Source organism: Aeribacillus sp. FSL K6-2848, assembly GCF_038004325.1.
GTDB classification, from domain to species: Bacteria; Bacillota; Bacilli; order Bacillales; family Aeribacillaceae; genus Aeribacillus; species Aeribacillus composti.
This window is the reverse complement of the sequence record NZ_JBBOQQ010000001.1, coordinates 2,374,332-2,396,760: the sequence shown is the minus strand read 5'-3', so window position 1 is coordinate 2,396,760 and position 22,429 is coordinate 2,374,332. Positions and strand designations below refer to the sequence as shown.

General features: G+C 39.0%; 12 protein-coding genes and 3 pseudogenes. 11 read left to right on the top strand and 4 right to left on the bottom strand.

What is annotated here, in order from left to right; all coding sequences use genetic code 11:
* Positions 1-178: 178 nt before the first annotated feature.
* The 3 genes and pseudogenes from NSS70_RS11515 to NSS70_RS11505 form a co-directional block, all read right to left on the bottom strand.
* Positions 179-1,360, bottom strand: a complete 1,182-nt coding sequence (locus NSS70_RS11515) for an IS701 family transposase (protein WP_063388773.1) — start codon at positions 1,358-1,360, stop codon at positions 179-181.
* Positions 1,361-2,071: 711 nt separating this feature from the next.
* Positions 2,072-3,713: pseudogene (locus tag NSS70_RS11510) on the bottom strand (DUF262 domain-containing protein).
* Positions 3,714-3,830: 117 nt separating this feature from the next.
* Positions 3,831-5,192: pseudogene (locus NSS70_RS11505) on the bottom strand (IS4 family transposase).
* 888 nt (positions 5,193-6,080) lie between these two features.
* On the opposite strand from NSS70_RS11505, the gene NSS70_RS11500 reads away from it, so the two are divergent.
* The 6 genes from NSS70_RS11500 (at position 6,081) to NSS70_RS11475 (ending at position 15,017) form a co-directional block, all read left to right on the top strand.
* Positions 6,081-6,536, top strand: coding sequence for an HI0074 family nucleotidyltransferase substrate-binding subunit (locus tag NSS70_RS11500; protein ID WP_094245930.1), 456 nt, complete (start codon positions 6,081-6,083; stop codon positions 6,534-6,536).
* Positions 6,523-6,819, top strand: a complete 297-nt coding sequence (locus tag NSS70_RS11495; RefSeq protein WP_003397908.1) for a nucleotidyltransferase domain-containing protein — start codon at positions 6,523-6,525, stop codon at positions 6,817-6,819. Before NSS70_RS11500 ends, NSS70_RS11495 begins: the two co-directional genes overlap by 14 nt.
* Before the next feature lie 555 nt (positions 6,820-7,374).
* Positions 7,375-8,391 carry a Wadjet anti-phage system protein JetD domain-containing protein gene (locus NSS70_RS11490; protein ID WP_340881618.1) on the top strand — a complete coding sequence of 339 codons (1,017 nt, stop codon included), beginning with the start codon at positions 7,375-7,377 and terminating at the stop codon, positions 8,389-8,391.
* A complete protein-coding gene (locus NSS70_RS11485) occupies positions 8,373-9,878 on the top strand; it encodes a replicative DNA helicase (RefSeq protein ID WP_340881616.1) in 1,506 nt (501 codons plus the stop codon). Before NSS70_RS11490 ends, NSS70_RS11485 begins: the two co-directional genes overlap by 19 nt.
* Complete coding sequence (locus NSS70_RS11480; RefSeq protein ID WP_339196421.1) at positions 9,875-10,621, top strand: DUF6063 family protein; 747 nt, start codon at positions 9,875-9,877, stop codon at positions 10,619-10,621. The genes NSS70_RS11485 and NSS70_RS11480 overlap by 4 nt, the downstream gene beginning before the upstream one ends.
* Entirely contained in the window at positions 10,605-15,017 is a 4,413-nt protein-coding gene (locus NSS70_RS11475; RefSeq protein ID WP_339196419.1) for a hypothetical protein, read from the top strand. The genes NSS70_RS11480 and NSS70_RS11475 overlap by 17 nt, the downstream gene beginning before the upstream one ends.
* A 329-nt stretch (positions 15,018-15,346) precedes the next feature.
* On the opposite strand, the pseudogene NSS70_RS11470 reads toward NSS70_RS11475, so the two are convergent.
* A pseudogene (locus tag NSS70_RS11470) lies at positions 15,347-15,594 on the bottom strand (IS110 family transposase); the annotation flags it as partial.
* A 440-nt stretch (positions 15,595-16,034) separates the two neighbouring features.
* On the opposite strand from NSS70_RS11470, the gene NSS70_RS11465 reads away from it, so the two are divergent.
* Genes NSS70_RS11465 through NSS70_RS11445 form a run of 5 tightly spaced genes read left to right on the top strand, consistent with a single transcriptional unit; the run spans position 16,035 to position 22,417 of the window.
* Positions 16,035-16,697 carry a hypothetical protein gene (locus tag NSS70_RS11465; protein WP_340881614.1) on the top strand — a complete coding sequence of 221 codons (663 nt, stop codon included), beginning with the start codon at positions 16,035-16,037 and terminating at the stop codon, positions 16,695-16,697.
* Between the two features lie 9 nt (positions 16,698-16,706).
* On the top strand, positions 16,707-18,491 hold the full coding sequence (locus tag NSS70_RS11460; protein ID WP_339196414.1) for a dynamin family protein: 1,785 nt from the start codon (positions 16,707-16,709) through the stop codon (positions 18,489-18,491).
* Positions 18,488-19,558: a hypothetical protein gene (locus NSS70_RS11455; protein ID WP_339196412.1), complete on the top strand. Its 1,071-nt coding sequence runs from the start codon at positions 18,488-18,490 to the stop codon at positions 19,556-19,558. Before NSS70_RS11460 ends, NSS70_RS11455 begins: the two co-directional genes overlap by 4 nt.
* The gene (locus tag NSS70_RS11450) at positions 19,555-21,705 is read left to right on the top strand and encodes a dynamin family protein (RefSeq protein WP_339196410.1); all 2,151 of its coding nucleotides are present in this window, start codon (positions 19,555-19,557) and stop codon (positions 21,703-21,705) included. Before NSS70_RS11455 ends, NSS70_RS11450 begins: the two co-directional genes overlap by 4 nt.
* Entirely contained in the window at positions 21,683-22,417 is a 735-nt protein-coding gene (locus tag NSS70_RS11445; protein WP_339196408.1) for a hypothetical protein, read from the top strand. The genes NSS70_RS11450 and NSS70_RS11445 overlap by 23 nt, the downstream gene beginning before the upstream one ends.
* Positions 22,418-22,429 lie beyond the last annotated feature (12 nt).

Genomic DNA, 22,429 nt, shown 5'->3' with positions numbered 1-22,429 from the left:
GTTCGTTTTTCGGTCAACACCATCACAATGCATGAAGGGTTGTTGTCAATGCGAAGTTAAAAAGTACGAAATCTGGGCAGGAAGCGTCGAACATCTAGACGCTTTTTTGTTGATAACTGTAGTTGAGCAATTTTCATTACAATAATTACCATGTAAAAAGAGACAAACGGAGTACCCCTTATGCCACATGAAGCTGTTTTTTAACGACATCAATGGGAATATCTTGTTTCGCTGCATCGTAAATAAACTCCACGAGGCTATGTCCTTTCTTCTTTCGAAGGAAGTCAAGCCCGGTAGAGAAATCGCTGTTGGATTCGACCATACTGTACACATAAGCGAGTTGCACCAAGATCCAATACCGTTTCACCGCCCGACGTTGACGAACGCGGTACCCATCGAGCTTCAGCTGGTCTTTCGCTTGTCGAAAAAAGCATTCGATCGACCAACGCTGGGCATAGTAGCGCAAGATCTCTTCATCGCTTAGCTCCCGGTCGGTGCTCAAGACGCAGTGAAGATGTTCAGGTGTCATCGGCTGATCGGCTTTCCAAGCCAACAACACAACGGCATCATCGAGACCTTTCAGCGCTCCCTCGTAGCGATACACGCGATAACGCTCTTCTCCCACCGTGACGAGATGGGTGTCGTTCGGTTCGATATAGCGGGCAAACTGTTTGGCTTGGATGGCGATGCCTTTTGGATAAAGAACCCGATTCGTCTTGAGCATCGCAATGACGTGGAATCCTTTTTTCAGGCAGGCTTCCACGAGTGTTTTCGATGGGTACCAAGAATCCATCAGCACATAAACAGAACCGTGCACATCCAAAGAAGAAAGCATCTCGATGGCCCATTGACCCTTGCTTTTCCCATCCGCCTTGTCGTAGAGGCGAAACGCAAAGGGAAAGGCTTGCGTCATCGTATGAACCATGAGCCAGACGAGAGAGTGTCCCCAAATCGACTTTTTGTCCGCGTGAGAATAATGCCAATTACACCCTTCAATAGCGTGTTTCGCCTGTGACGAAGGCTTCGTTTTTCGGCAGATCGTATCATCGATCGAAACAAAAATGGGGTGATTCTTTCGCTTGGCCGTTCGTTCCACATGACGAAGCATCCACTGCTGGAGTTTGCGAAGCAAGATTTCTTCATCCCAAGGGCTTTTCGTGAAAAAATGGCTCAGTGTCGTTCGATGGTTGGGATGAAAGCTCTCATGATGCAGATCGGTCAAGGTTCCCACAAATCCTTTCGTTGTCAGCGCATCGATAATATGAACGAGATGCTTCATGACCGGCTTAGAGAAATAAAGGGCCAGCCCCAACATTGCGAAAAACTTGTCGATTCCTTGGTGATGTGGTAGTCTATTCATGAGACATGAACCTCCTTGAGAATGGTTTGGTGACACATCTATTCTAATCAAGGAATCGGGTTCATGTCTCCTTTTTTGTTCGGATGTAAATTTATGTTAGTGAATTTGCTCATCTACAGTTGATAATAAACGTTGCAAAGCTGAACTTGGTGAAAAAGATTATGTTTAAACCGTAAAGAAGTTAACGCTGCCGGCTATGTATGCGCCGGAGCGGACGAGTTGACCCAAAAAATGCTTGAGAAATATATTGTTCATATAATTTTTGGATTTAACAATCAATTCTTGTATAAATTTACATCTGGTGTATAATCAATTTGAGATTCAAAGGCAATCACCATATTACAAAATCAATAGATGAAATTGTTCCAAAGAAAGAAGAGATCGAGAAAAAGCTGGTGGAATATTGTCTATGATACAGAAGCAGCAGTAAAAAGCATTCTGAAAAAAACACGGATTTAAACAAAATTGAATTGACGATCTGCAAACAAACGTTATGTTTCAAAACATAATGAAATTTGTCGTCGACCTCCAATCGTGCAAAAAACCTGGGGGATCGACGACTCTTTCAAATCTCCATTGAGCCCGCACAAATTAAAGGATTGATAAAATATAACTCCTTCGTTAAAATGAAAATAACCAATCAACCATTTAAAACGAAATGCTTATTTAACAACATTTTCTGGGGTTTTTATCTTAACATGGAAGTAATTTTTAACGAAGTTCCCATTCTTTTATCAGCAAATCTAAAAGAAACTTTTGTCGTCTTTCAAGTACTTTTGGTGTCCATTCTTTTTCTTGGATCACTTGGGTTGTCAAAGCAAATGTACTGACTCCATCTTTAGATTGAAAATAGGTAGATTTTTTACGCTCAAAATCAAAGTTTTTGGCACGTGAATTTTTCTTTATGTAAAACTAAATTACCTAATTTATGCACATACTGTTCAATGTTTGGGAAATTCTTTGTCCACTCGCTTTCCTTAGGAGGAGTTTGTGGCAGTACATGTTCAATCGTAATGGTATTGTAATCATAATAAGGCTGTCCCTTAGATAACAATGCATCTAAACGTAAAAGTACATACCGTTTAGCAGCATCTTTTAATTTTTTGTATACATCCCCATTCAACGCTTCAATTACTTCTTTCTTTTCATCGTCAGTAAGATTTAACGTACTCGCTTTCGAAAAAGGGTCTTTGCCTTGTTCTAATTCTCGTAAAATAGTCGAATATTTTGATTGTCGCCAGTTAAAATTTTTCCGTAAAATCATATGAACTGCTGCAAATCTTTCAAGACGTTTTAAGAAAGCTGGAATGTTGTTATTATAATGATGCATATAGTACATAGCTACAGGTATCCAGTCTATATTATCAATTCGATTTAGAAATTCTAAAATCTTGACGGTTTCTTCATCATTAACAAACGATGTTTTATAATTTCTTATTTGTATATAAATGTCGCTGTATGGTATCAATATTTCATCGATAAATGTTTTTCCAGACATGTTTTCTAAAATACTATCGTATTCATCTTTAAGGTTTCCCATGCCTTTTCTTTTTTGCAAAATCATACGGATGTGTGAAAATAATTCATTAAACTGCTCTCGGCCCAGCGCACTTTCAATATCTTCCCATTTTTCTGTGTAGATTTCTTGCTCGCTTTCAGGAATTTTACCGATAATTTTAGCTTTTAAAATATCAGTAACCATTAAATCTAGTCCACGGTCGTTTAAAACAGTAAAGATACGAAAGGCAGAGTCAAAATTCGGTGTAGACACAATAACCATATAGCATAGCGTAGCAATGACACTTGGTAACGTTGTTAAAGTAGATTCATCAAGGTCGTTAAAACGCTCTAAATAATATAGCGCGTTATCCCTAATTAATGCTTGACTGTCTGTTTTTACAGGGGTTTGTTTTGTTAGTTTTGTAATTCCATCGCGCTCTTGAATGTATTTTTTAAAAAAGTCATTGTCTTTCTTACGTAAACGAAGACGATATGTATCTTCAATTTTACGAATTCGACTACCGCGCTGAACAATAAGTTCGTCAATTTCATTCGCATATTCTTCTGGTAAATAACTGCGCAGGGCAGATAATAAGATAGTTAAAGTCGTTAAACGCTGCTGCCCATCCAATACTTCTGCCTCTGGTTTCTCCCCTTTTACAAGGACAATGCTTCCAAGAAAATAAGGTTCCGGAATTTGCTCAATATTTTTTTCAGTGATTCCATGATGTTCAATGAACTCAAGTAAATCATCTAATAACTCTCCCGCTTGATCGGTAGTCCAAGAGTAAGGTCTTTGAACAGAAGGAATGGTAAATAAAAAATCATCACTAAACACTTTATGTAACGGCATTTCCTGAGCGTTCAGGGTGGTGTGCATCTATTTTTCATCCTCTCTTTCATAAACTTTTAAGAAATTGCTATCTAATTGTTTGAATCAATTAATATTTTTTCTTCTATATATTGTAACTCAACTTTCGCACACAGAAATATGGAGACAGTCCTTGATATAACGAGGTAAAGAAGTAATCCAATTGGACAGTTGACACTGAAAAATGTCCATACTCAAATAAACCTTAGCTTCAGCCAAAGTTTGGAAAAGAGAAATCAATTGTAGTAAAGCCGTTTTAAAGTCCATCTCCTTTACTTCGTCACATAGAAACAAGAATAAGTTGCCCATGGTCTTCGGATCCTCTTCTTTCCGAAGTTGCCAAGCAAACAAGATATACCGAGTGAAGACAATGGTAGTATGGCTAATCATCATGTCATAGGAACGACCTTGAAACTCTTTGGCTAAATGTAAAAACGATTTACTGAATTTAAAAAAGATTTCGATGTCCCAACGCATCCCATAGATTCGAACGATTTCTTCATTAGACAGCGTGGTATCTGTACTCAAAATGGCCAGCCATTCACTTTGGTTGTTTCGATTCCGCACAAACACGATTTTCACTGGTAAACCCGTATGAAGGGTTGCGTGAATCGAGCCGAGTGTTTCTTTTTTGCCAATGTCTCGTTTCGCTTTTCGATACAGTTGTTCCAAGGTTAAACGTTCTCCGTTGAAAAGATACCGTTGTTTCAGCTGTTTGACCATACTAATGACAAAAAGGCCTTTGGAGTGAATCTTCTCCACCAACGGGGCATGAGTAAACCATGTATCCATGAGCACATAATCAGCGAAAATTCCTTTATCCAATGCATGTTCTACTAATTTCAACACCATGTTTGGTTTTGCTTCCAATGCCTCGAGCCGTCGTTTGTAGCCTGTGGTTCGTTTATCAATGGACGAATGGATTTCGTTCAAGCGATTCTTTTGGTTCGCTGAACTCAAAAGAGCGAAATCGATAGGTACAAATGTAAAGCCATCGGACCATCCGAGCGTTAATAGTTGAAAACCATTGACAAACTGACGAGTGGAATGATCGAATACTTTAGCTAGAAGCTCAACCGATTTACTACGGTTACGAGAATAAATCGAATCGTCTACAATCAACACGGTAACACGGCGCTTCGAAATCGTTTGTTTCACACGACGAATCACTTCGGAGCTCAGAGATAGTAAAAAGGTTCTCCAGTTATACGTAGACGAGTTCAAAAAACGATAAATGGTATCTTTTCCTGGTAAATCGGCAGCCTTTTTGCTTTGTAAGGCGTGGTACCAGTTTCTGTATTGAAAAACAAGAAGAAATAATAGTTGAAAAATCGATAAACAAGAATAACCACAAGCCTTGATAATTCCTGCTTTTCTTAAATGATTACCAATTTGTCATTCAGAAAATCCGTCTTTTATTTCTTTTGGTAATTGCGCAAAATACTCTTTTTTCGTTATCATAATGGTGACACCTTTCTTTCTTTGGTTTTTGGTTTGGTCACCAATAGTTTACCAAAAGAAAGAGGTGTCTTTTTGTTTTTTAGACGAATTTTTTCAGTGTCAAGTGAATATGAGATACCCAAAGAAACCTATCAAATCAAGGATTATTCATAAATTTTTCACTGCGAAAGTTGAGTAATTTATTTTGTGTAAAAGTGTTCTAAAATATATTGAAGAGCTTTTGAATCCAGATAAAAACTCCCTACAATTAACCCTGTCAAATAAACAATGAAAAAAGAGCATTTCTGTTATATATAAATGTAACTGTAATTCAATATTTCGACTTCTCAAGAAACGTCTTAAGCGTTGTAGAACTTCTTCCAGACGATGTTCAATGTACTCTAAAAAACCGTTCACTCCACATTTCGTAATCTTTGATTCCGAAAAAGTAGGATTTTTTTGAACGATGCCGAATGAGTAAGTATAAGTAGGAGAAAAACAAAGAAGTCGCAAAGAATGAAAATTCATATTCGCGTCATTTTTTACCAAGCTACGTATCTCAACATGCTCAGTGAATTTTTCGAGGATGAAATATATGTCAATTTCAACTTTTTGAAAAAATGCTTTAAAGGCTAGGAGGAGGCTTTTTTTCTTAATTATGTTTTCGAGATTGATACTCATGACGCAAAAAATGCATCATTATTACAAGAGTGAAAATCTATTTTGTCGAATGTTTTAAATTTATACATTTTGGAATTTGAGTATGTCCATGGAAGATGTATTCATTATATTAGCAACCATATCAAGTTGTTGAACTTATGTCTTGTTTGTTTGAAAGTCATCAGAAGAAGCCATACATAGTTTTAGCCTTTTTGTGTTATTATGTAAGAGAAAGGCGGTAGATTGGGAATGGACGATTTGTTTGACAAATACAAAGAATCGATCATGTTGTCGTATCAATATGCATTTCGTTTATTGTTGCACTTAAAAAATGTGATTTCAGCATCGCAACAAATAACAAATGAAGACGAATTGATGAAAGAAGTGTATAGAGATTCGATTGTGAAAAAATATGAGATTTTAGAAGATCAACTTTGGAAGCTTTTATCAAAAATTTTTAAGTCATCCGGGCTTGAACTAAACAGTCCGCGGGCATGTTATCGTCAAGCTTTTAAGGAAGGATGGATTGAAAATATTGATGTATGGAACGATATACTGAGTTCGCGAAACGCAACTGCCCATGTGTATAACGAAGAAGATTATGAGCGAATAAAAAATAAAATCGTAAATGAATATGTTCACCAAATCGAAGCGTTGCTTCAAAAAATAAAAGAAGAAGTGATTGATAGCGATGTATGGAATTAATAAAAATGTATTTGAGCGGTTGCTTACGTATTTTGAAGGTGACAAAGAGATTCAAAAAGTTATTTTGTTTGGATCACGCGCAAAAAACACGGCACGCTATAATTCTGATATTGATTTGTGTCTTGATTATACCGGAAATAAAAAGGGGAAAATAATGGACGACATTGACGAGATTGTCGGCATTTATTCGTGTGATGTGCTGTTTTTTGACTCGCTGAATGAGGAAATAAAACGGCAAATTATGCGTGATGGAAAGGTCATTTATGCAAAGCCTCTGTCGTGAGCTCAGTGTTCGAGAGTATCTGTCGAACATGATGGGACCCAAAAGTGTTCGCTAGGCGTTCTCTTTTCGGGTGCCCTCCCTTTTTCCGCAAAAAACATCCATGAGTAAATTTTACTCCCCACCCATACATGAAAATCAACTACTCCTTCCCATAATGGATGATGAACGCAAACAGTTTTGAAAGACGTTCTTGGCGAACAGTGACAGGCATTGTTTGTCAATATTGTAAAAAAGCTGCAGAAAGAGAATCCTTCCTCTGGAAGTTTTGTATGATTAGTGAAGTATGCTGAGGAGCGTCCGCATGAGGTTGCTATGTTGTTAAATCAGTTCATTTATTCATCTTTATTTCCTGCCTCAAACTTTGCGTAAAACTATAGTTTAATGAAAAATTCTCCTCAAGTTTTTTAGCTTAAAAGTGAAAGCAGCTTAGCCCGGTGTTTCATCATCTTCCCTTGTTTTGCAATCCCCCTCAAGTTTGGGAACAATCATTCATACCCTCTTCTCTTGTTTTCTTATATAATAAGAGAAAATCCAGTTTGTAGGAGTGGAGCGAGATTGGAACCAATTGAAAGATTGCTAGCCGTTTTTCCGAAGCGGACGATTTCGTTAGGGGAGCTGGAACAGCTCATTCAGCCTTTTGTACGTACGTATGATGAGTTTTCCGAAATAATTTTGCGTCTGGAGGCGGAGCGGGTGCTTGACATGGTGAAGTCGAAAGGGCGGACAACGAGAACACCGTCTCTCGCTTTTCAATATCGCATTTATAAAAGCAGATTTATAGAAGACTATCATCATGAGCTGCAGCGCTATCAAAATCGGCTTCATCCGGCGATTCAGCTCGATGCCTATTACGGCATAGATCCGTCCGTTTGGAACAACGATGTGCCGTTCATTTTAAAAATTGACGAATATTTAAAGACGCATTCGTTACCGAGCGAACCCGTTCCCGCACCGGAGCGCAGCATGGAGTTGGTCGGCGATGAGAAATGGATCACCGAAGGCGACGGGAAAAAGCTGCTTGAGCGAATCGGTCTTTTTGACCGCCTTCGCATCATCCCCGTGTCCGAACCGTTAATGTTAGCCGTCCATCCGGCAAAAATAGCGGAAGTGGTCCAGTTCCACCTCATTGTTGAAAATAAAACGACGTATCAAGCGCTGCTTCCCGCGCTTCCAGACACCGCATTTTCGACGCTGATTTACGGGGAAGGCAAAGCCATAATTAGCAGCATCGAACAATTTTCGCTGCAATATCCGGTGAAAGCGGACCATCGTTTTTATTACTTTGGCGACATTGACCGCGAAGGTATTGCGATTTGGCATTCGCTTGCGAAAAAGCAGCCCGTTTCGCCGGCGCTTCCGTTTTATCGGGCATGTTTGCAGAAAGATCCGGCCAGCGGCAAGGACTATCAGATGGTGCGGGCGGACGCGCTTGACGCGTTTCTCGCTTATTTTTCAGCGGATGAAAAAAAGCAGCTTCAAGAGCTGTTGGCTTCCGGCCAGTACTATCCGCAAGAAATGTTGAAAACGAGGGAACTGCAACAAATTTGGAGGGAATGGCAGTGGACAAGCTAGAATTGGCAGGGGTGACGGACGGCTATCGCGAGCGTATCAGAAGGCTTGCGCTGTTTGATCCGCTTTTTGATCTTGAGCGGAAGCGTTCAACTGACCTCAATGGGCAGCCGATTGATATGAAAGGGCTCGGGCTATTGGCGCTTTTGTTTTTCTTTGAGCAAAAGCTGATGCGGCAGTATAAAACTGGGGTAAAACAGCTCGCGTCTTTTTTAAAAAAGCTAACGGAAAATGTGTACGTGTTAGATGACGAGATGTACGAAGACTTGGCGCGGACGATTATTCAAACGTTTCGCCCGACGACGGGGAAAAAACGGAGTTATTCGTTTTACGATTGGGAAAAACGGGAAGAGAGCGCGATTGAATATTCCCTTTTAAAAGCGAACGATTTCGATGTGAAAACGAATACGCAATATTACACGCTCGATGAAGATGGGCTTGAGCTCGTCTTTGCGACGAAGGAGTTTTATAGCGAATTCCAGTTATCGATTAACCAGTTGATGTTGCGGAAACAGTTGGAAAAAGGCGAATTTGCCGCGGCACTCAAGCAAATCAACGAAATGCGAATTGACGTCGAAACATTGGAAGAACGCATGACTCGGCTGAAGCATGAAATTCAGCGCAGCATTATTTCCGAAGAGACGTTTGAACGGTATAAACAGCTGCTCGACGACATCTACAGTCGGCTTTCGCGAGAGGATGAGGAGTTCAAGGAACTGCGCGAATTCGTCAATGAAACAAGGGAACGCCTGTACGCGCGCGATGTTCATCAAAAAGAAGCGAAGACGTATGAACTTGTCTTAAAAATCGCCCGGGAATTAGAGTCGGTGCATTATGCGCATTCTGCTTTGCTCGACAAGGCTCTTTCGTTAAAAAATACAACGCTCGTCACGGCGCAGGAGTCGCTTTATTATACGGGTCTTCATTCGTTCAATTTCGACCAAGACATCGTGTCATACATCGTTTCCACCCCGCTCCCCCTCGAAGCGATGAAAGGATTGCTCCACCCGTTTTTAAAAGTCGAAGAAAATCAATTTTGGTCGCCGCTTGCGATTTTTGCGGAGCAAAACATTACGGAAGAGAGGGAAGAAAAAGTTGGGCTGCGCTTTATCGAAGCGGACGATGCGGTGTGCGACGATCCGTATCGCACATGGCTTATGGCAAAATATAAAGAATTGATGCAGCTGTTTTTAGAGGCGTACCAGCTTGGGCGCGCCCAAACGCTTTCAGAGTTTTTCAGTTACTTGGACGACATCGGACAGTCGCGTTTGTATGAGCAGCGTTATTTTTACGATTTTTGGCTCATTATGCATCAACACTCCCCGGTTCAACACGGCGATATGAAAGGGGAGGAAGGAAACACACTTTTAGGGGATGCGCTCGTTTTGCTTGGCGGAAATGTGCTGGATGTCCAAGAAGGGGATCGTATTATTCGAAAATTTGAACGTTTTTCAATTCAAGACATGATGATAACGGTGAGGGAACAATGAGAAATTATCCAGAGCAAAAAGTCATTCAAGCGTTTCAATTGTATACGGTGCTAGCGAGCCATGGCGTCGCAGGCGAGCAGGCGGTGCAGCTTTATAAAAGCGACGATGATATACGCGGGCTATTGGATATATTCAGTCGCGAAGTCGATTGCGTGATCATTTTGACGAGCGAGCAAATGTTTCTCGTGCCGCGCACGAAGCTGTCTCCGTTCCATGTCAGCAACGACTGGATTAAGCGCCATTATCTTCGCTCAGGTGCCACGAACGGCGATTTGTACTTGCTTTATTTTACGGTGCTCGTTTTGTTTGGCAGCTTTTACGATACGTATCAAAGTCAAGAACCAACGCGGCAATTTTTAGGCATGGATGAATGGGTGCACCTTGTCCAAGAGCGTATCGATCAATTGAAACAGCACAATCCGGATGAATTGAAACATTTAGAACAAGAGTTTTCGTACAATTGGAGACTCATTATTGAAAAATGGGATGCGATGGACGATATTAAAGAAACAGCGAAAAAGCAAAGCGGCAATACGATCAGCCGTTTAAGCTTCATCGACACGACGCGGCGCTTTTTAATCGACCAAGATCTTATTGTCGATATCGGCAACCATGAAGTCGCGTTGACGGAAAAAGCAAAAACAATTGTTCAACGCTTTTTCATGGAAGTCGAATACAACCGCGGGATTTTTGAATTTATTTACGGATTTGAAAGGGAGAAGGACGATGCCAGCGATCAGTAAAATTCGGCTCACGAATGTTGTGTATGAAGAAGGGCGCAAACGGTACAACGATGAAATCTTCCGCTTTGACGGGCATAATGGGGCGATTTTGCTTGAAAATGGCGGAGGAAAAACGGTGTTTATTCAAACGGTGCTGCAAGCGATTTTGCCTCATGTCGATGTGGCAGACCGGAAAATTAAAAACACGCTGCAGCTCGAAAACGCCCCAGCCCATATTGCGATCGAATGGATGTTGAACGACGAACCGAGACGGTATGTCGTGACCACGGTCTCGCTGTTCATGACGAACAACGGACTCGATTCACTCCGCTACGTCTATGAATACAACGCGAACGACCCGCATGGCATCGAAGGTCTTCCGTTCGTGCGTGAAGGGAAAGATGGAAAGCGCCCGGCGGAACGCGGGGAAATGCAAGACTACTATAGTCATATGAAAGAGAAATCGTTCTTGGCGCGCACGTTTTCGACGATTAAAGAATACAAGGCGTTTATCGAAGAGCAATATCATATTATTTCAAGCGAATGGGAAAGCGTGGTGAAGATTAATAGTTCGGAAGGCGGCGTTGAAGCGTTTTTCGACGAATGCAAAAGCACGAACCAGCTGTTTGATCGCCTGCTCATTCCGATTGTCGAAAGCGCCATCGTCGGCCATGACGAGAAGCTGTTCGCCGATATGTTTGAAAAACAGCACTCAAGCTTCAAGCATTACAAAAAGCTGAAAGAGACGATCGAAGAAAACAAGCTCATTCAGCGGGAGTTGGAGAGATACGTCGAAACGTACGAACAACTCCATCGTGAAGAACTCGCGTATTTAAAAGCGAAGCAGCGCGCCAAAGGAGTATGGCTCGAAACGTTGAAGCAAAAGCAAGCGTGTCTTGACGAGCAGAAAGACATCGCGGACAAGCTTGAGTATTGGAAACTGAACTACGCAGCGCACAACAAAAAGCGTGCGTCATATGACATTTTAGTCGAAGAAGCGCGATGGCAAAAGCTTCAACGCGAATTTGAACTCGCCCTCGCGCGGCAGAAAGAAAAGGAAGAGGCGTTTGCCCGGCACAAACGAGATTATTATTCGCTGCAGCTGGCGGAGCGAAAAGAGCGGCGAAAACAGCATGAAGAGGCGCTTGCATACATCGAACGGGAGTTGGCCAAGCTGAAGGACGCTGAGGAACTTGCGAACTGCGAAGAGGAATTGGAAAGAGCGCGCCGCTTGCTGCTCGGCTGCTTCATCGAGAAGCTTGAGACGATTGACAAAGAACAACAAAGCCTTCACTATGAGCTGAATCCGATTCAGATGCAGATTGAACAATGGACGAAGGAAAAAGAAGCGCTTGATCAGAAAAAGCAGAACACCCGCGAAGAGCGCGCTGCCGTTCAAAGCCGCATCGAGGCGAGAGAGAGGGACATGGAGCAAATTAAACAGCACATTTTAGCAAACCCGTCCCAACAATCGGTAGAAGTAGAAAGGGAGAAATGGCTTGAGCGCGAACGGTGGCTTGATGAAGAAATTGTCCGCTTGCGCCAAGATGTGAAGCAATTCAGCCAAGCGGAACAAGAAGCGGAAGCGAAAAAAGAAGTGCTCCAGCAAGAATGGGCGGCAAAGCGTGCGGAATGCGAGGCACTGGCGCAACGACTCAAAGCGTTCGAAAACGAGGAGCAAGCGCTCATCAAGAAGCTCGCATCGCTCCGTCCGCAATGGGTCGCACTTGATAGCGTCTACTCCCATGAAGCGACGATCGGAATGAGACTCCTCGAAGAAATCGAGAAGAGAACGAAAGAGCGGGAGGCGCTCTTAGTGCGTGAACGCATCGTTTCGCGGCTCGCGGATGCGTACGGCGCACAAGACATCTTTTTCGCCGATCCGTTTTTAGCGCAGCAGCTCGCCTCGTGGAAAAACCAATTTGATTACGTAGAGACGGGCGTCGAATACTTACAGTCGCTTGAGGAAGAAGACCGCGCGAAGAAACGGGTGTTTCCGCTCTGGCCGATGACGTTGATTACAACAGCAAAATCGAAGGAGCGGCTCTCGCAAAAAGTGCAGTACTTAAATGACCGCTTGCAGCTGCCGATTGTCGTGTTTGCAGCGGACGAAGCGGCGCGCATCGAAGACGAAGCGTTTTCATACGAATGGATCGCGCCGCGCTATTGGGAGGAAGCGAGCGATCCAGAGTTGTTCCGCGCATGGAAAGAACGAATCAACGCGAGTGCGCAAGAAACGACAAAGCACCGCCAAGAGAAAGAAGCGGAACTCAAAGTGTGGCAAGACGTGCAACAAGCATTCCGCGCGTTTTTGGAAGCTCACCCGTACAAAACGGTTGAAGCGGCTCGCACGCAATACGCAGAGCTCATCAGCGGCATCGAGCAGCTGAACATGGCGATTGCCAAAGAAAAAGCGCGCATTGAAGAATGGCGTGCCAAAATCGCGCACGCGCAGTCGATCATCCACCAATACGAGCAAGAAATGAAAGGTTGGAGCGACAAAATCGAAGATGCAAATAAATATATCCAATATGAAAAAGAAGTGCAAGAAGCGCGAAAAACGGAAAAAACGCTCAACGAGACGATCGCGGCGCTTGAAAAAGACATTGTGCGCCTCAGCGAGCGGTTTGAAGACGCACTGGCACAAAAAGAGGATCTCGAAGAGCGCATCCGATCGCTACAAGCAGATCGCCGTAACATCGAACGAAGCGATGATTATCAATCGCTCCGCTCCTTTACACCGCTTTATTCAGGCGAAAGCGAGCGTGTCATTCGCGATAAAATTCGTAAGTTGGAAGACCGAATTAATGGAATTGAAACGACCTACAGGGAGTGGAAGTTGAGGCAAGAGACTGAACAAAGAGAAATTGACCGGCTAACGAACGAAATAAACAAGCTGAAACGCGAGCATAGCGACCTCGACGAAACGCGTTCGTTTCCAAGCGACGGACCGTATGTGCTGCAGCAGTTAGAAGAACAAATCGCGTCGCTCCAATCGGAATTAAAGCGGTTAAACAAAGACGTGCAAGATGCCTTGATCAGAAAGGAGCAGCAAAGCGGCGTGTTAAAAACGAAAGAGCAGCAATTTCAACAACAATATCCGAATGAAGAACGTTGGCCGTTTACCGAACCGCTTGATGAGATCGCCGATCATTTGAAAACCGAAAAAGAAGAACTGGAGAAACGGAAGGTGTTTCTCGACCAAGAACATGAGCGCTTGGCGAAAAAGATGAAAAGCATTGAACAGGCAGAACGCCATTTAGAGTTATCTAAAGAAGTGCATCATTTCAATGCGCCGACTATCGACGCCCTTTCGTTGAGCGCGGAAGAAGCAACGGCATTTACGTACGAGCACCAACGTTTTATCGAAGGTATCACCGAGAGTTTAAAGGCGGGCAGACAAGCGGTCGAAGAGACGAAAAGCCGCGTCGAGCGCGCGAAACGTTCTTTTAGAGAGTTTTGCAACGCTTCGATTAAAGATATGAAAATGCGGCAAATGGCACTCAACGGCATTGAGCATAAAGAGACGTACGAAGACATTATCGACTTTAAGAAAAATATGATGCGAAGCGTTGAAAGCGCGACAAACTACGCGAATGAACATATCCGGCAAAAAGACGCGGAGCTTCAAGCGTTTATTAATCATATTCACACCCATTTGCGCACATTGGTGGAGGAGCTGAAGCAAATCCCGAACAAAACAAGAGTAAAAGTCGGAGACGAATGGAAGCGCATTTTCACGTTTACGATTCCAGAGTGGGAAGAAGAAGTCGGCAAGACGCGCATTTGCAACCATATTGAATGGATTTTACAGCAGCTCGAGTCCGAACGGTTTATGAACGAGCACGGCCAGCAAGACGAAGCGAAGGTGAGAAAAGAAATCGAAATGTGGCTGCAATCGAAGCAGCTTCTCCAAGTCGTCATGAACAACGAAGGCATGAAAGTGAACTGCCGAAAGGTGACGAACGACAACCAAGTGACGATGCGCTCGTATTCGTGGGAGCAAAGCAACGTCTGGTCTGGAGGCGAAAAATGGAGCAAAAACATGACGCTCTTTTTAGGTATTCTCAACTATGTCGCAGAGAAAAAGCAGCACATCCAGCCGACGATGAAACGCCATCGCACCGTCATTTTAGACAATCCGTTCGGAAAAGCATCAAGCGACCACGTGCTCAACCCGGTCTTCTTTATCGCTGAACAGCTTGGCTTCCAAATCATTGCTTTGACCGCACATGCGGAAGGCAAGTTTCTCAGGGACTACTTCCCGATCATTTACAGCTGCCGTCTGCGCCCATCGTCCGAACCGAACAAGCAGGTGATGACGAAGGAAAAATGGCTCCACTACGCCTATTTTCAAGATCACGAGCCAAAATCGCTCGAACGTCTCGGCGAAACCGAGCAGTTGGAGTTGTTTTAGGAGATTGGAAGAGTCAATGAGAGCTGTGGGATAAATTTCATCATACAACACATCATAACGCAAATGATTAATGATGATAGGGGCATTTAATAACAACTGGCCACAGGGGTGAAAGATTCGCTTCCTTGGTCAGTTTTTTCCTGTAAAAGGAATAAGTCATTCAGCGGGAACTTCAGCTTGTATGATGTACTCTTAGAACTTACAATTATTCGTAATAGTTACCGATAATGTAAAGGGGATGTATGAAATGAATCAACAAACTGCGGGAAAAAGTAAAATGAACAGGGCGGCAAACTGGACTATATACGTTCTTCTAGCTTTGTCTGTTACAGACAGTACGGAAAACCGTGATCATTCATAAAGCGCTCTAATGGTCGGGAATACACGCCTGTTGCTTCAATACAATGGCTGGAACTTGTCCATTTTTTTGTACTAAATCGATGATTCGTTTATTTAGCTGTTCAAAATGGGGTCGATTATGCAAAATTTCCCCCTCAAAAATACAAGAACGTGCAGCGTTATAAATCACCATATAACTTTTTCCCATACTGACATCAAAAGCTATGACGCTTTTCATATACATTCCTCCTGATTTTTATGTAGAAGTCTTCACTTCACCTTATCGATTCCCTTTTCTTATACACGATCTCAAGGAACCAACATACTGAAACTGATTCTTATAAGGGCAGTGAAGTAGGCCAGTTTTTTCATTACGAACTCAAGGTTCTGGGGCTGTCACGACCTATTCTCCACTTCTACTATAAAAAAATAGTAGCACAGACCATGGCCGTGGTCTGGGCTACTAATCTTAGTATGTTTTATTTTTAGCTCGAAAATTGGAATTAAATAGCTTATGATGTTTTTTTTTGTTATAATTAGTGCGAAATTTGTAAATAATTTTATATAATAGTAAGTAGTAAGTTGTATAAAATGTCATTTTATCCCAATTAATTTTTGGAAATAAAGTTAGAAATGCTTCTTTTTTACTATACAGTTAGAAAAAAAGGAAGGTATTCCATGCATAATAAGCAACAAGATATTATGATTGACTACTTGGCCAGCTTAGGAGAAAAGTTTGCAGAGCAAATTTTAATTAATAATGATATTGTTGATAAACTTTGCTCTCAAACGGATGAGCTCGGGACTGTTAGAGAAGAAGTTATACATTTAAAAGTTGTCCATGAGGAAATAGAAAAGCTAATAAGAAAGCTAACAAATGATGTTAGTGATGGCATTAGTGAAGTAAAAGAAGCAATTAAAGAAAATTCGAATCATCTACTTGCAAAAAATGAACAGTATATAAAGGTTTTAAAAGCAATAGAACATAGTATTGAGAATCAGAATAAGCTTATTAATTCTATACATACTAAGCTTGAAACTCACATTTCTACGGAGTTTAGTAAACAAGTCGCTCTATTAAAAGATATAGATTTAAAACATAAACAAAAACAAGAGGAATTGTTTCAGAATATAGATTACTCAATTGGTTTATTGGAACAAAATCAAGAAAATAGTGTTAAAGCTATAAAAGATCATATAAAAGCAATCAGCACAAATCATTCAAGGGATTTAGACAGGGTTAAAGATAGGCTTGTAGAACTTGAACGAAAAGTGTCGAAAGGCCAACTATGGAATTATATACTTTTATGTATCATTATTCTTTTAGCTTTTTTTCGGTAGGTGTGTGGTTTGGATAAAACGTATATTGTTTTTTATGAAGATTGTATTGAATGTTTATATAAACAACAATCGAAAGAGTTTCCAGCATATATCTATGAAAATATTAACGGGGATTTTATATTCGGAAGAAAGGCTGAGGTATTAAGAAATATCTGGCCTATACGGGATTCGGGATACTTTTTTGAACTAATACGCAAAGAAAAAGTAAAGAGTCGAATAGAGAAAATGATTAAAGATATTTTTTCCCAACTCACTAATAACTGTGTTGGACCCTATGTTTTCGTGTTTCCTAATTCAATTTTACGATTGTATCGAGCAGAGTTACAGCAAACAATTCGTAGTTTAATCAAAGACTTTGAGATTCAAAGTTTTGTCTTTTTTTATTTAAGTAGCCCAGTTAAAAATAAAAAGGTTGTCACAAAATACATCATGCATTTGTACAGAGGAGTAGAGGGAACGGAGCTTATATTATCTAAATTTGAAAAAAATAAATTATTTGTCGAAAAAGAAATATATTTTTCAGATATACAAGAAGAAGTTTTGTTAATCAAAGCAATTAATAAGTTGTGTATAGAATTAAACATTAATTCACGAAAAGATTTGAGTATTTTTGCAAAATCTAAAGAAAAGTTTTCGAACAACTTTAAAGGGATATTCAAATATTTCTACGAAGATAATGGAAAGTCATTCCAAATAGGCCATATGATACCGATTGAATACGGAGAAGGTTATAAATTATTAAAACATGAAATTGATTTAGAAAAGGTAATGACACAGCTCATCGAAAAATTACCTTCTCAAAGATATAAAGGAATATTTTTAAATATTTTAACTTCATTTTCATATTATTCTAAGGATGATAAACAAATTCTAATCAATCTTCTTAAGCAAATGATTATTAAAGAAGAGGTCATAAAACAACAAGAATTAGAAAAGTTAAGAGATTTGTTTCTTTTAAAGCCACTAAGAACGCAAAAAGTTGGTATAGTAAGTCCGTTCACGTATGGAAAATCTACGGTTTTAAATGGTTTATTAGGTTTACCTATATTGAAAGAAGCAATAACTGCTGAAACAGCTGTAGTTACCTATATTACATATTCACCGTACTTTTCATTATATTATGAGACGGAAAATGACATCTTTTCTAAACGTTATGATAGTTTTGAAGAATTCCGTGAAGATATTATTAAATGCTCTAGTGTAAAAGTTATATCATCTGATTTTCAAAAAATTCATATCACATTACCTTTTGCTGGTCTATACAAATCGATTGAATGGATAGATACACCAGGTTTTTTTGGTCCTCATAAACATCATGATTTAATTACAGAAAATTCGTTAAAAGAGTTTGATATAATCGTTTTTTTAATTGATCCTGAACAAGTAGGGAAAGAACAGTACATGGATAAATTAGTGAGATTTCGTAAAGAATTGGATGTTCCTTTTATATTTGCTGTTAATAAATATGATTTGCACTATCAATCCATAAATACAGTTATGGGAGAGGTAAGAAGGTTGTTTAATCCAATTTTTAAAAATTCTCCTATTGTCTATATTTCTGGCTATTGGGCAGTTAAAGTAAAAGCATATGAAAAGAAGTTAATTAGTATTGAAGAGTTAAAAAGAGACAGGGATATGTTTTTAATCGACGACGATGGTATGTATTATCCAAGTCCGCTTTTAGAAGAACATCATCTTCCCAAAATATATGAAAACAGCAATATCAAAATCTTGGAGCAAAAAATAAATAAATTCGTTAGGAGATTGCTACGAAAGGAGGAGATTCATGGATGAATGTTTCTATATTTTATGACACACCTAAGTACGTAAATCAATTTCAGATGTTCATAGAGTCAAAAAAAGAGCTTTTTCACTCATTTACATATGAATATATACCTTTAGAAAAAGAAATACCTACCAAAGATTCAATCAGTATATTTTTACTAAATTCCCAAAGAGCAAACTCAAGTCACCTGACTAATACGATACAACGACTTAAACAACTCGGTGCCCACGATAAAAGTATGATTTTTGTTATTAATGATATTGAAAAAATATCGAATGAGGAAGTCGCCATTGTTTATAAAGATTTAGAAAAAAAATTGAGTAGACTGATAAAAGACCCGAAAATACTATTTGTTTCATTAACTGGGTATGAAGTTATGCAAAGATATAAATCAGAGGGCGTAGTAAGTACTTTCTTATTCTCGAATCATAAGGATGGTGCGGTTAAAACGTTTCAACAGATTCTTCATGAACGCAATATTCAACTGCTAATAGAATATTCAGGTGTACAAAAGCTGGAAGAAGCAATAAAAAAGCTTCTTAAAAAGGAGTTTTTAGCTATAAAGAGGGATCCTTCAAAAAAATATATATTTGCATATAGACTTGATCCATTATTTCTAAGGGAACTACAGAAAGATATTAGTTTATTTATACAGGTTATCGATACGGAAGACGATTTAGAGTTTTTAAGAGAAGAAGTGGAAACCATAGTAGTTACTTCCCGATACTTTTATGAAATTACAGAAGATAATCTTAATAGTTATCGAAACATGATTTTATTAGTCGATGGTAGCAATCAAATACAATTATTTGAAATGGAAAAAGCAATTAGGAAATGGAAACGTAAATTTCCAGATACACTATTTATACCAGTAAATAGCTATCCTTTATCTAAACTAGACAATATAGTAACTGAAGAATTAATTAAAGATAAAGATATTGTTATTGTAGATGATAATGGATTTCCTTTACCGAAAACAACAATAAAAAATTGGAAAAATGTTCTGTTTAAGAGTAGCGGCATAGACGTTGTTAAAAATGTATTACAGCAAAGACGGGAGGAAATATTTGTATGATTCAAAAATTTATTGAAAAAAGAAATCGAATAATAGAGCTTATCCAAGAAGTCAAAAATAGTAATTATTTTTATGATGAAGTAATTACTGAATCAGGTATAAATAAAAGTTTAGCAAATTTAAAGTCAGGTGCGTTTAAGGTTGCACTGATCGCTCCATTTTCTGCGGGAAAATCAACATTTATTAATGGATTGATCGGCGAAGATTTATTGTCTCGTAACATTTTAGCAGAAACAGCAACAATCACAACTTTAAAATATGGGAAAGAAAATAAAATAAAAGTTTATTATTATGACGGTACGGAAGAAGAGTACCCGGGTATAAATGATACACAAGTTACCTTTGAGGACTTAAAAAGATTTTTGAAAGAAAAAACGACGGTCACAAGAATAGAAAGCGAAAAGGAGTTTGTTGTTAGGGTTGAAGACAGTGTTCGAGCAGTCGATGTGTTTTGGGATGTTGATTTGCTAAAAGATGGGGTTGAAATTATAGATACACCAGGATTGTATTCTTCTTATAAAGAGCATAAAGATATTACTGAACGGATTTTAACAGAAGCACATGCGATCCTCTTCTTAATTTCTCCGGACAGCGTAGGGGAAGTGCATTTTACCGAATTTATTTCTAATTATGTTGAAAATGCTAAAAGAAGCAACTTAGATGCGGAAGGAAAACATATCTTTTTTGTTATTACAAAAATAGATCGCTTTAAGAAGGAAGAGATTCAACATGCTCGTGAAGAACTGCTAAAAGTGCTTCAGCCGATTTTGTCAAATCCGCAAATTCTTGAAGTTTCCTCTTATTTTGCAATGAAATCGCGCATGTATGAAAAAGGGAGATTTTCTTTGCAGGAACTTCAGTCTGATCGAGATATTTTATTTATAGACGAGGAAACAGGTTATCCAGTTGCTGGTCCGCTACTAACAGAAGATAAAGTTCCGCTTATTAAAGAAGTCAGTCAAATTGAAAAGGTTGAAAAAACGTTAGCTGATTACCTTGAGTATAAAAATAATTATTTAATTGATGAAGTGATAAGTTTGACATTGAGTATGTTTGAAAGAGAACAGGAAGAATTACAACAAAGAATACAAATGTTAGAGAATAATTTTAAAAATGAAGAGGTTAATTACCAACTGAAATTAGAAAGTTTACAAAGGGATTTTGTACGTGATGTGGAAGAATTAAAACAGAAAACAGAAAAGAGAGTAATCGAAGAATTTGAATATAATGAACGGGGACAATCGCCTATTGTAAATTTGGTAAAAGAAATTCGAAAATACGAGACTCCAATTTTAACTGAACAAGTGAAAATTCAATCAATGAAAGCGTGGCAAGCAAGAAAAAACGAGTTAAATCAATACAATGGTAAACGTATTATGCAAGAAATCATTGATATTTTAAAAATTAATATACAGACAGCAAAGAAAACCTTTATACAAAAAGTTTTCCAACAATTAGAACGAAGATATACGAAAAGTATGGAAGAATTTATTGGGGCATTTAAAGATTTCGAAAAAGAAGTGCTTGATAATTTTGTGAAAGAGCTAGATTTGCAACCAATTGAAAATCATAGTTCTTTCTTTAATAAAGAGCAAGTGTTAAACGAAGTGAGTAATGAAGTAGAGAAGTTTTACAAAGAAACGGCTCTTGAATGCTCTCCGGCTATTAATGAAAGAATTGATGATTTAATCAATGAAAATACTTCTTATAGTCGAAAACCGGGACTTTTGAATGCGATTAAATCTTTTTTTGGAAAAGCAGAAATGATTAAAGAATTTAACCAATACCGTTATCAGCAAGATTTTAGACAGTTGGTCGATGAGGTGACTGATGAAAGTTTAGAAGTTTTAAGAATGGAAGTTACTGAGATTGAGTTCTCAATTGAAGAGAAAATTCGATTAATTAATGATAAAGTTAAAAAGGGATTAAAGGAAAAAATTGATCATTTCCAAAAATGGAAAACGAGAAATATGAAACAGCTTGAGGAAGAGCTGTCAATCAAAAAAGAAGATATGGAAGAAGCTATTTCAGCTATTGAACAAAAGGTTTCAAGTCTATCTCAGAAGTATGAAGAAGTTCGTCAAAAGTATTTAGATATTTTAGTGTTGGAGGAGGGCGACATTAGTGAAGTTCAATCAGTATCTTGAAAATACAAAAAATTATTTGACTGCTTATTATCAGGATTTATTAGAGCAGTTTCAAAGTCGTTCAGTAAACTCTTACCCACAATTAATCAAATTAGAAAAAGCTGGTATTAATCGTTTTTTTCAATCTCAACTAGATACTATTCTTTTAAATATACGTGACGAGTTAAAAAATTTTTTTGAATCAGAAGAGGCGAGTCAAATTTATAATGAATTAAAAACCAAATTTTTTCACAAAGAAATTTCTGCTATGGATTATAACTTTTCTAGTGATTCGAAAAAAGAATCGCTAGTTCAAAGAGTTGTATTGCATAGTAATTCTCAAAATAGAACGTTAAAAGAGAACAGCAATCAAAACATTATGTATGCTACCGCAGGAGGGGCTGTTGCAGGGGGAGTAACAGGTCTTGCTCTTGGAACTGCAATTGGAAAACCAGCTATTCTTGCAATCACAGGTGTTATCGGCGGAGCAGTATGTGTATATTTTGTTGCATCCAGTTTTGTTAATAATTATGCGTCAGGTAAGGAGCGGACAAATATAAAATATGTAAACAAACAATCGGAAATTTCTATGACTTCGAAACAGCAAAAAGACAACACTTTGCCGATTGAAGCGGTTCTACAAAAAAGAAAGTATGAAGTAGAAGAGTATATTTACAATGTAATCACTAGTATTCAAAAAGAATATGAAGCAATACTGAAGAGAGCTAGTTAAAGGAGGAAAAAG

Bases quoted from the DNA above. Each gene is read 5' to 3' on its own strand.
- NSS70_RS11475 (WP_339196419.1), top strand. From the start codon at position 10,605: ATGCCAGCGATCAGTAAAATTCGGCTCACGAATGTTGTGTATGAAGAA.
- NSS70_RS11495 (WP_003397908.1), top strand. From the start codon at position 6,523: ATGTATGGAATTAATAAAAATGTATTTGAGCGGTTGCTTACGTATTTT.
- NSS70_RS11480 (WP_339196421.1), top strand. From the start codon at position 9,875: ATGAGAAATTATCCAGAGCAAAAAGTCATTCAAGCGTTTCAATTGTAT.
- NSS70_RS11515 (WP_063388773.1), bottom strand. From the start codon at position 1,360: ATGAATAGACTACCACATCACCAAGGAATCGACAAGTTTTTCGCAATG.
- NSS70_RS11500 (WP_094245930.1), top strand. From the start codon at position 6,081: ATGGACGATTTGTTTGACAAATACAAAGAATCGATCATGTTGTCGTAT.
- NSS70_RS11450 (WP_339196410.1), top strand. From the start codon at position 19,555: ATGATTCAAAAATTTATTGAAAAAAGAAATCGAATAATAGAGCTTATC.
- NSS70_RS11465 (WP_340881614.1), top strand. From the start codon at position 16,035: ATGCATAATAAGCAACAAGATATTATGATTGACTACTTGGCCAGCTTA.
- NSS70_RS11455 (WP_339196412.1), top strand. From the start codon at position 18,488: ATGAATGTTTCTATATTTTATGACACACCTAAGTACGTAAATCAATTT.
- NSS70_RS11485 (WP_340881616.1), top strand. From the start codon at position 8,373: ATGGCAGTGGACAAGCTAGAATTGGCAGGGGTGACGGACGGCTATCGC.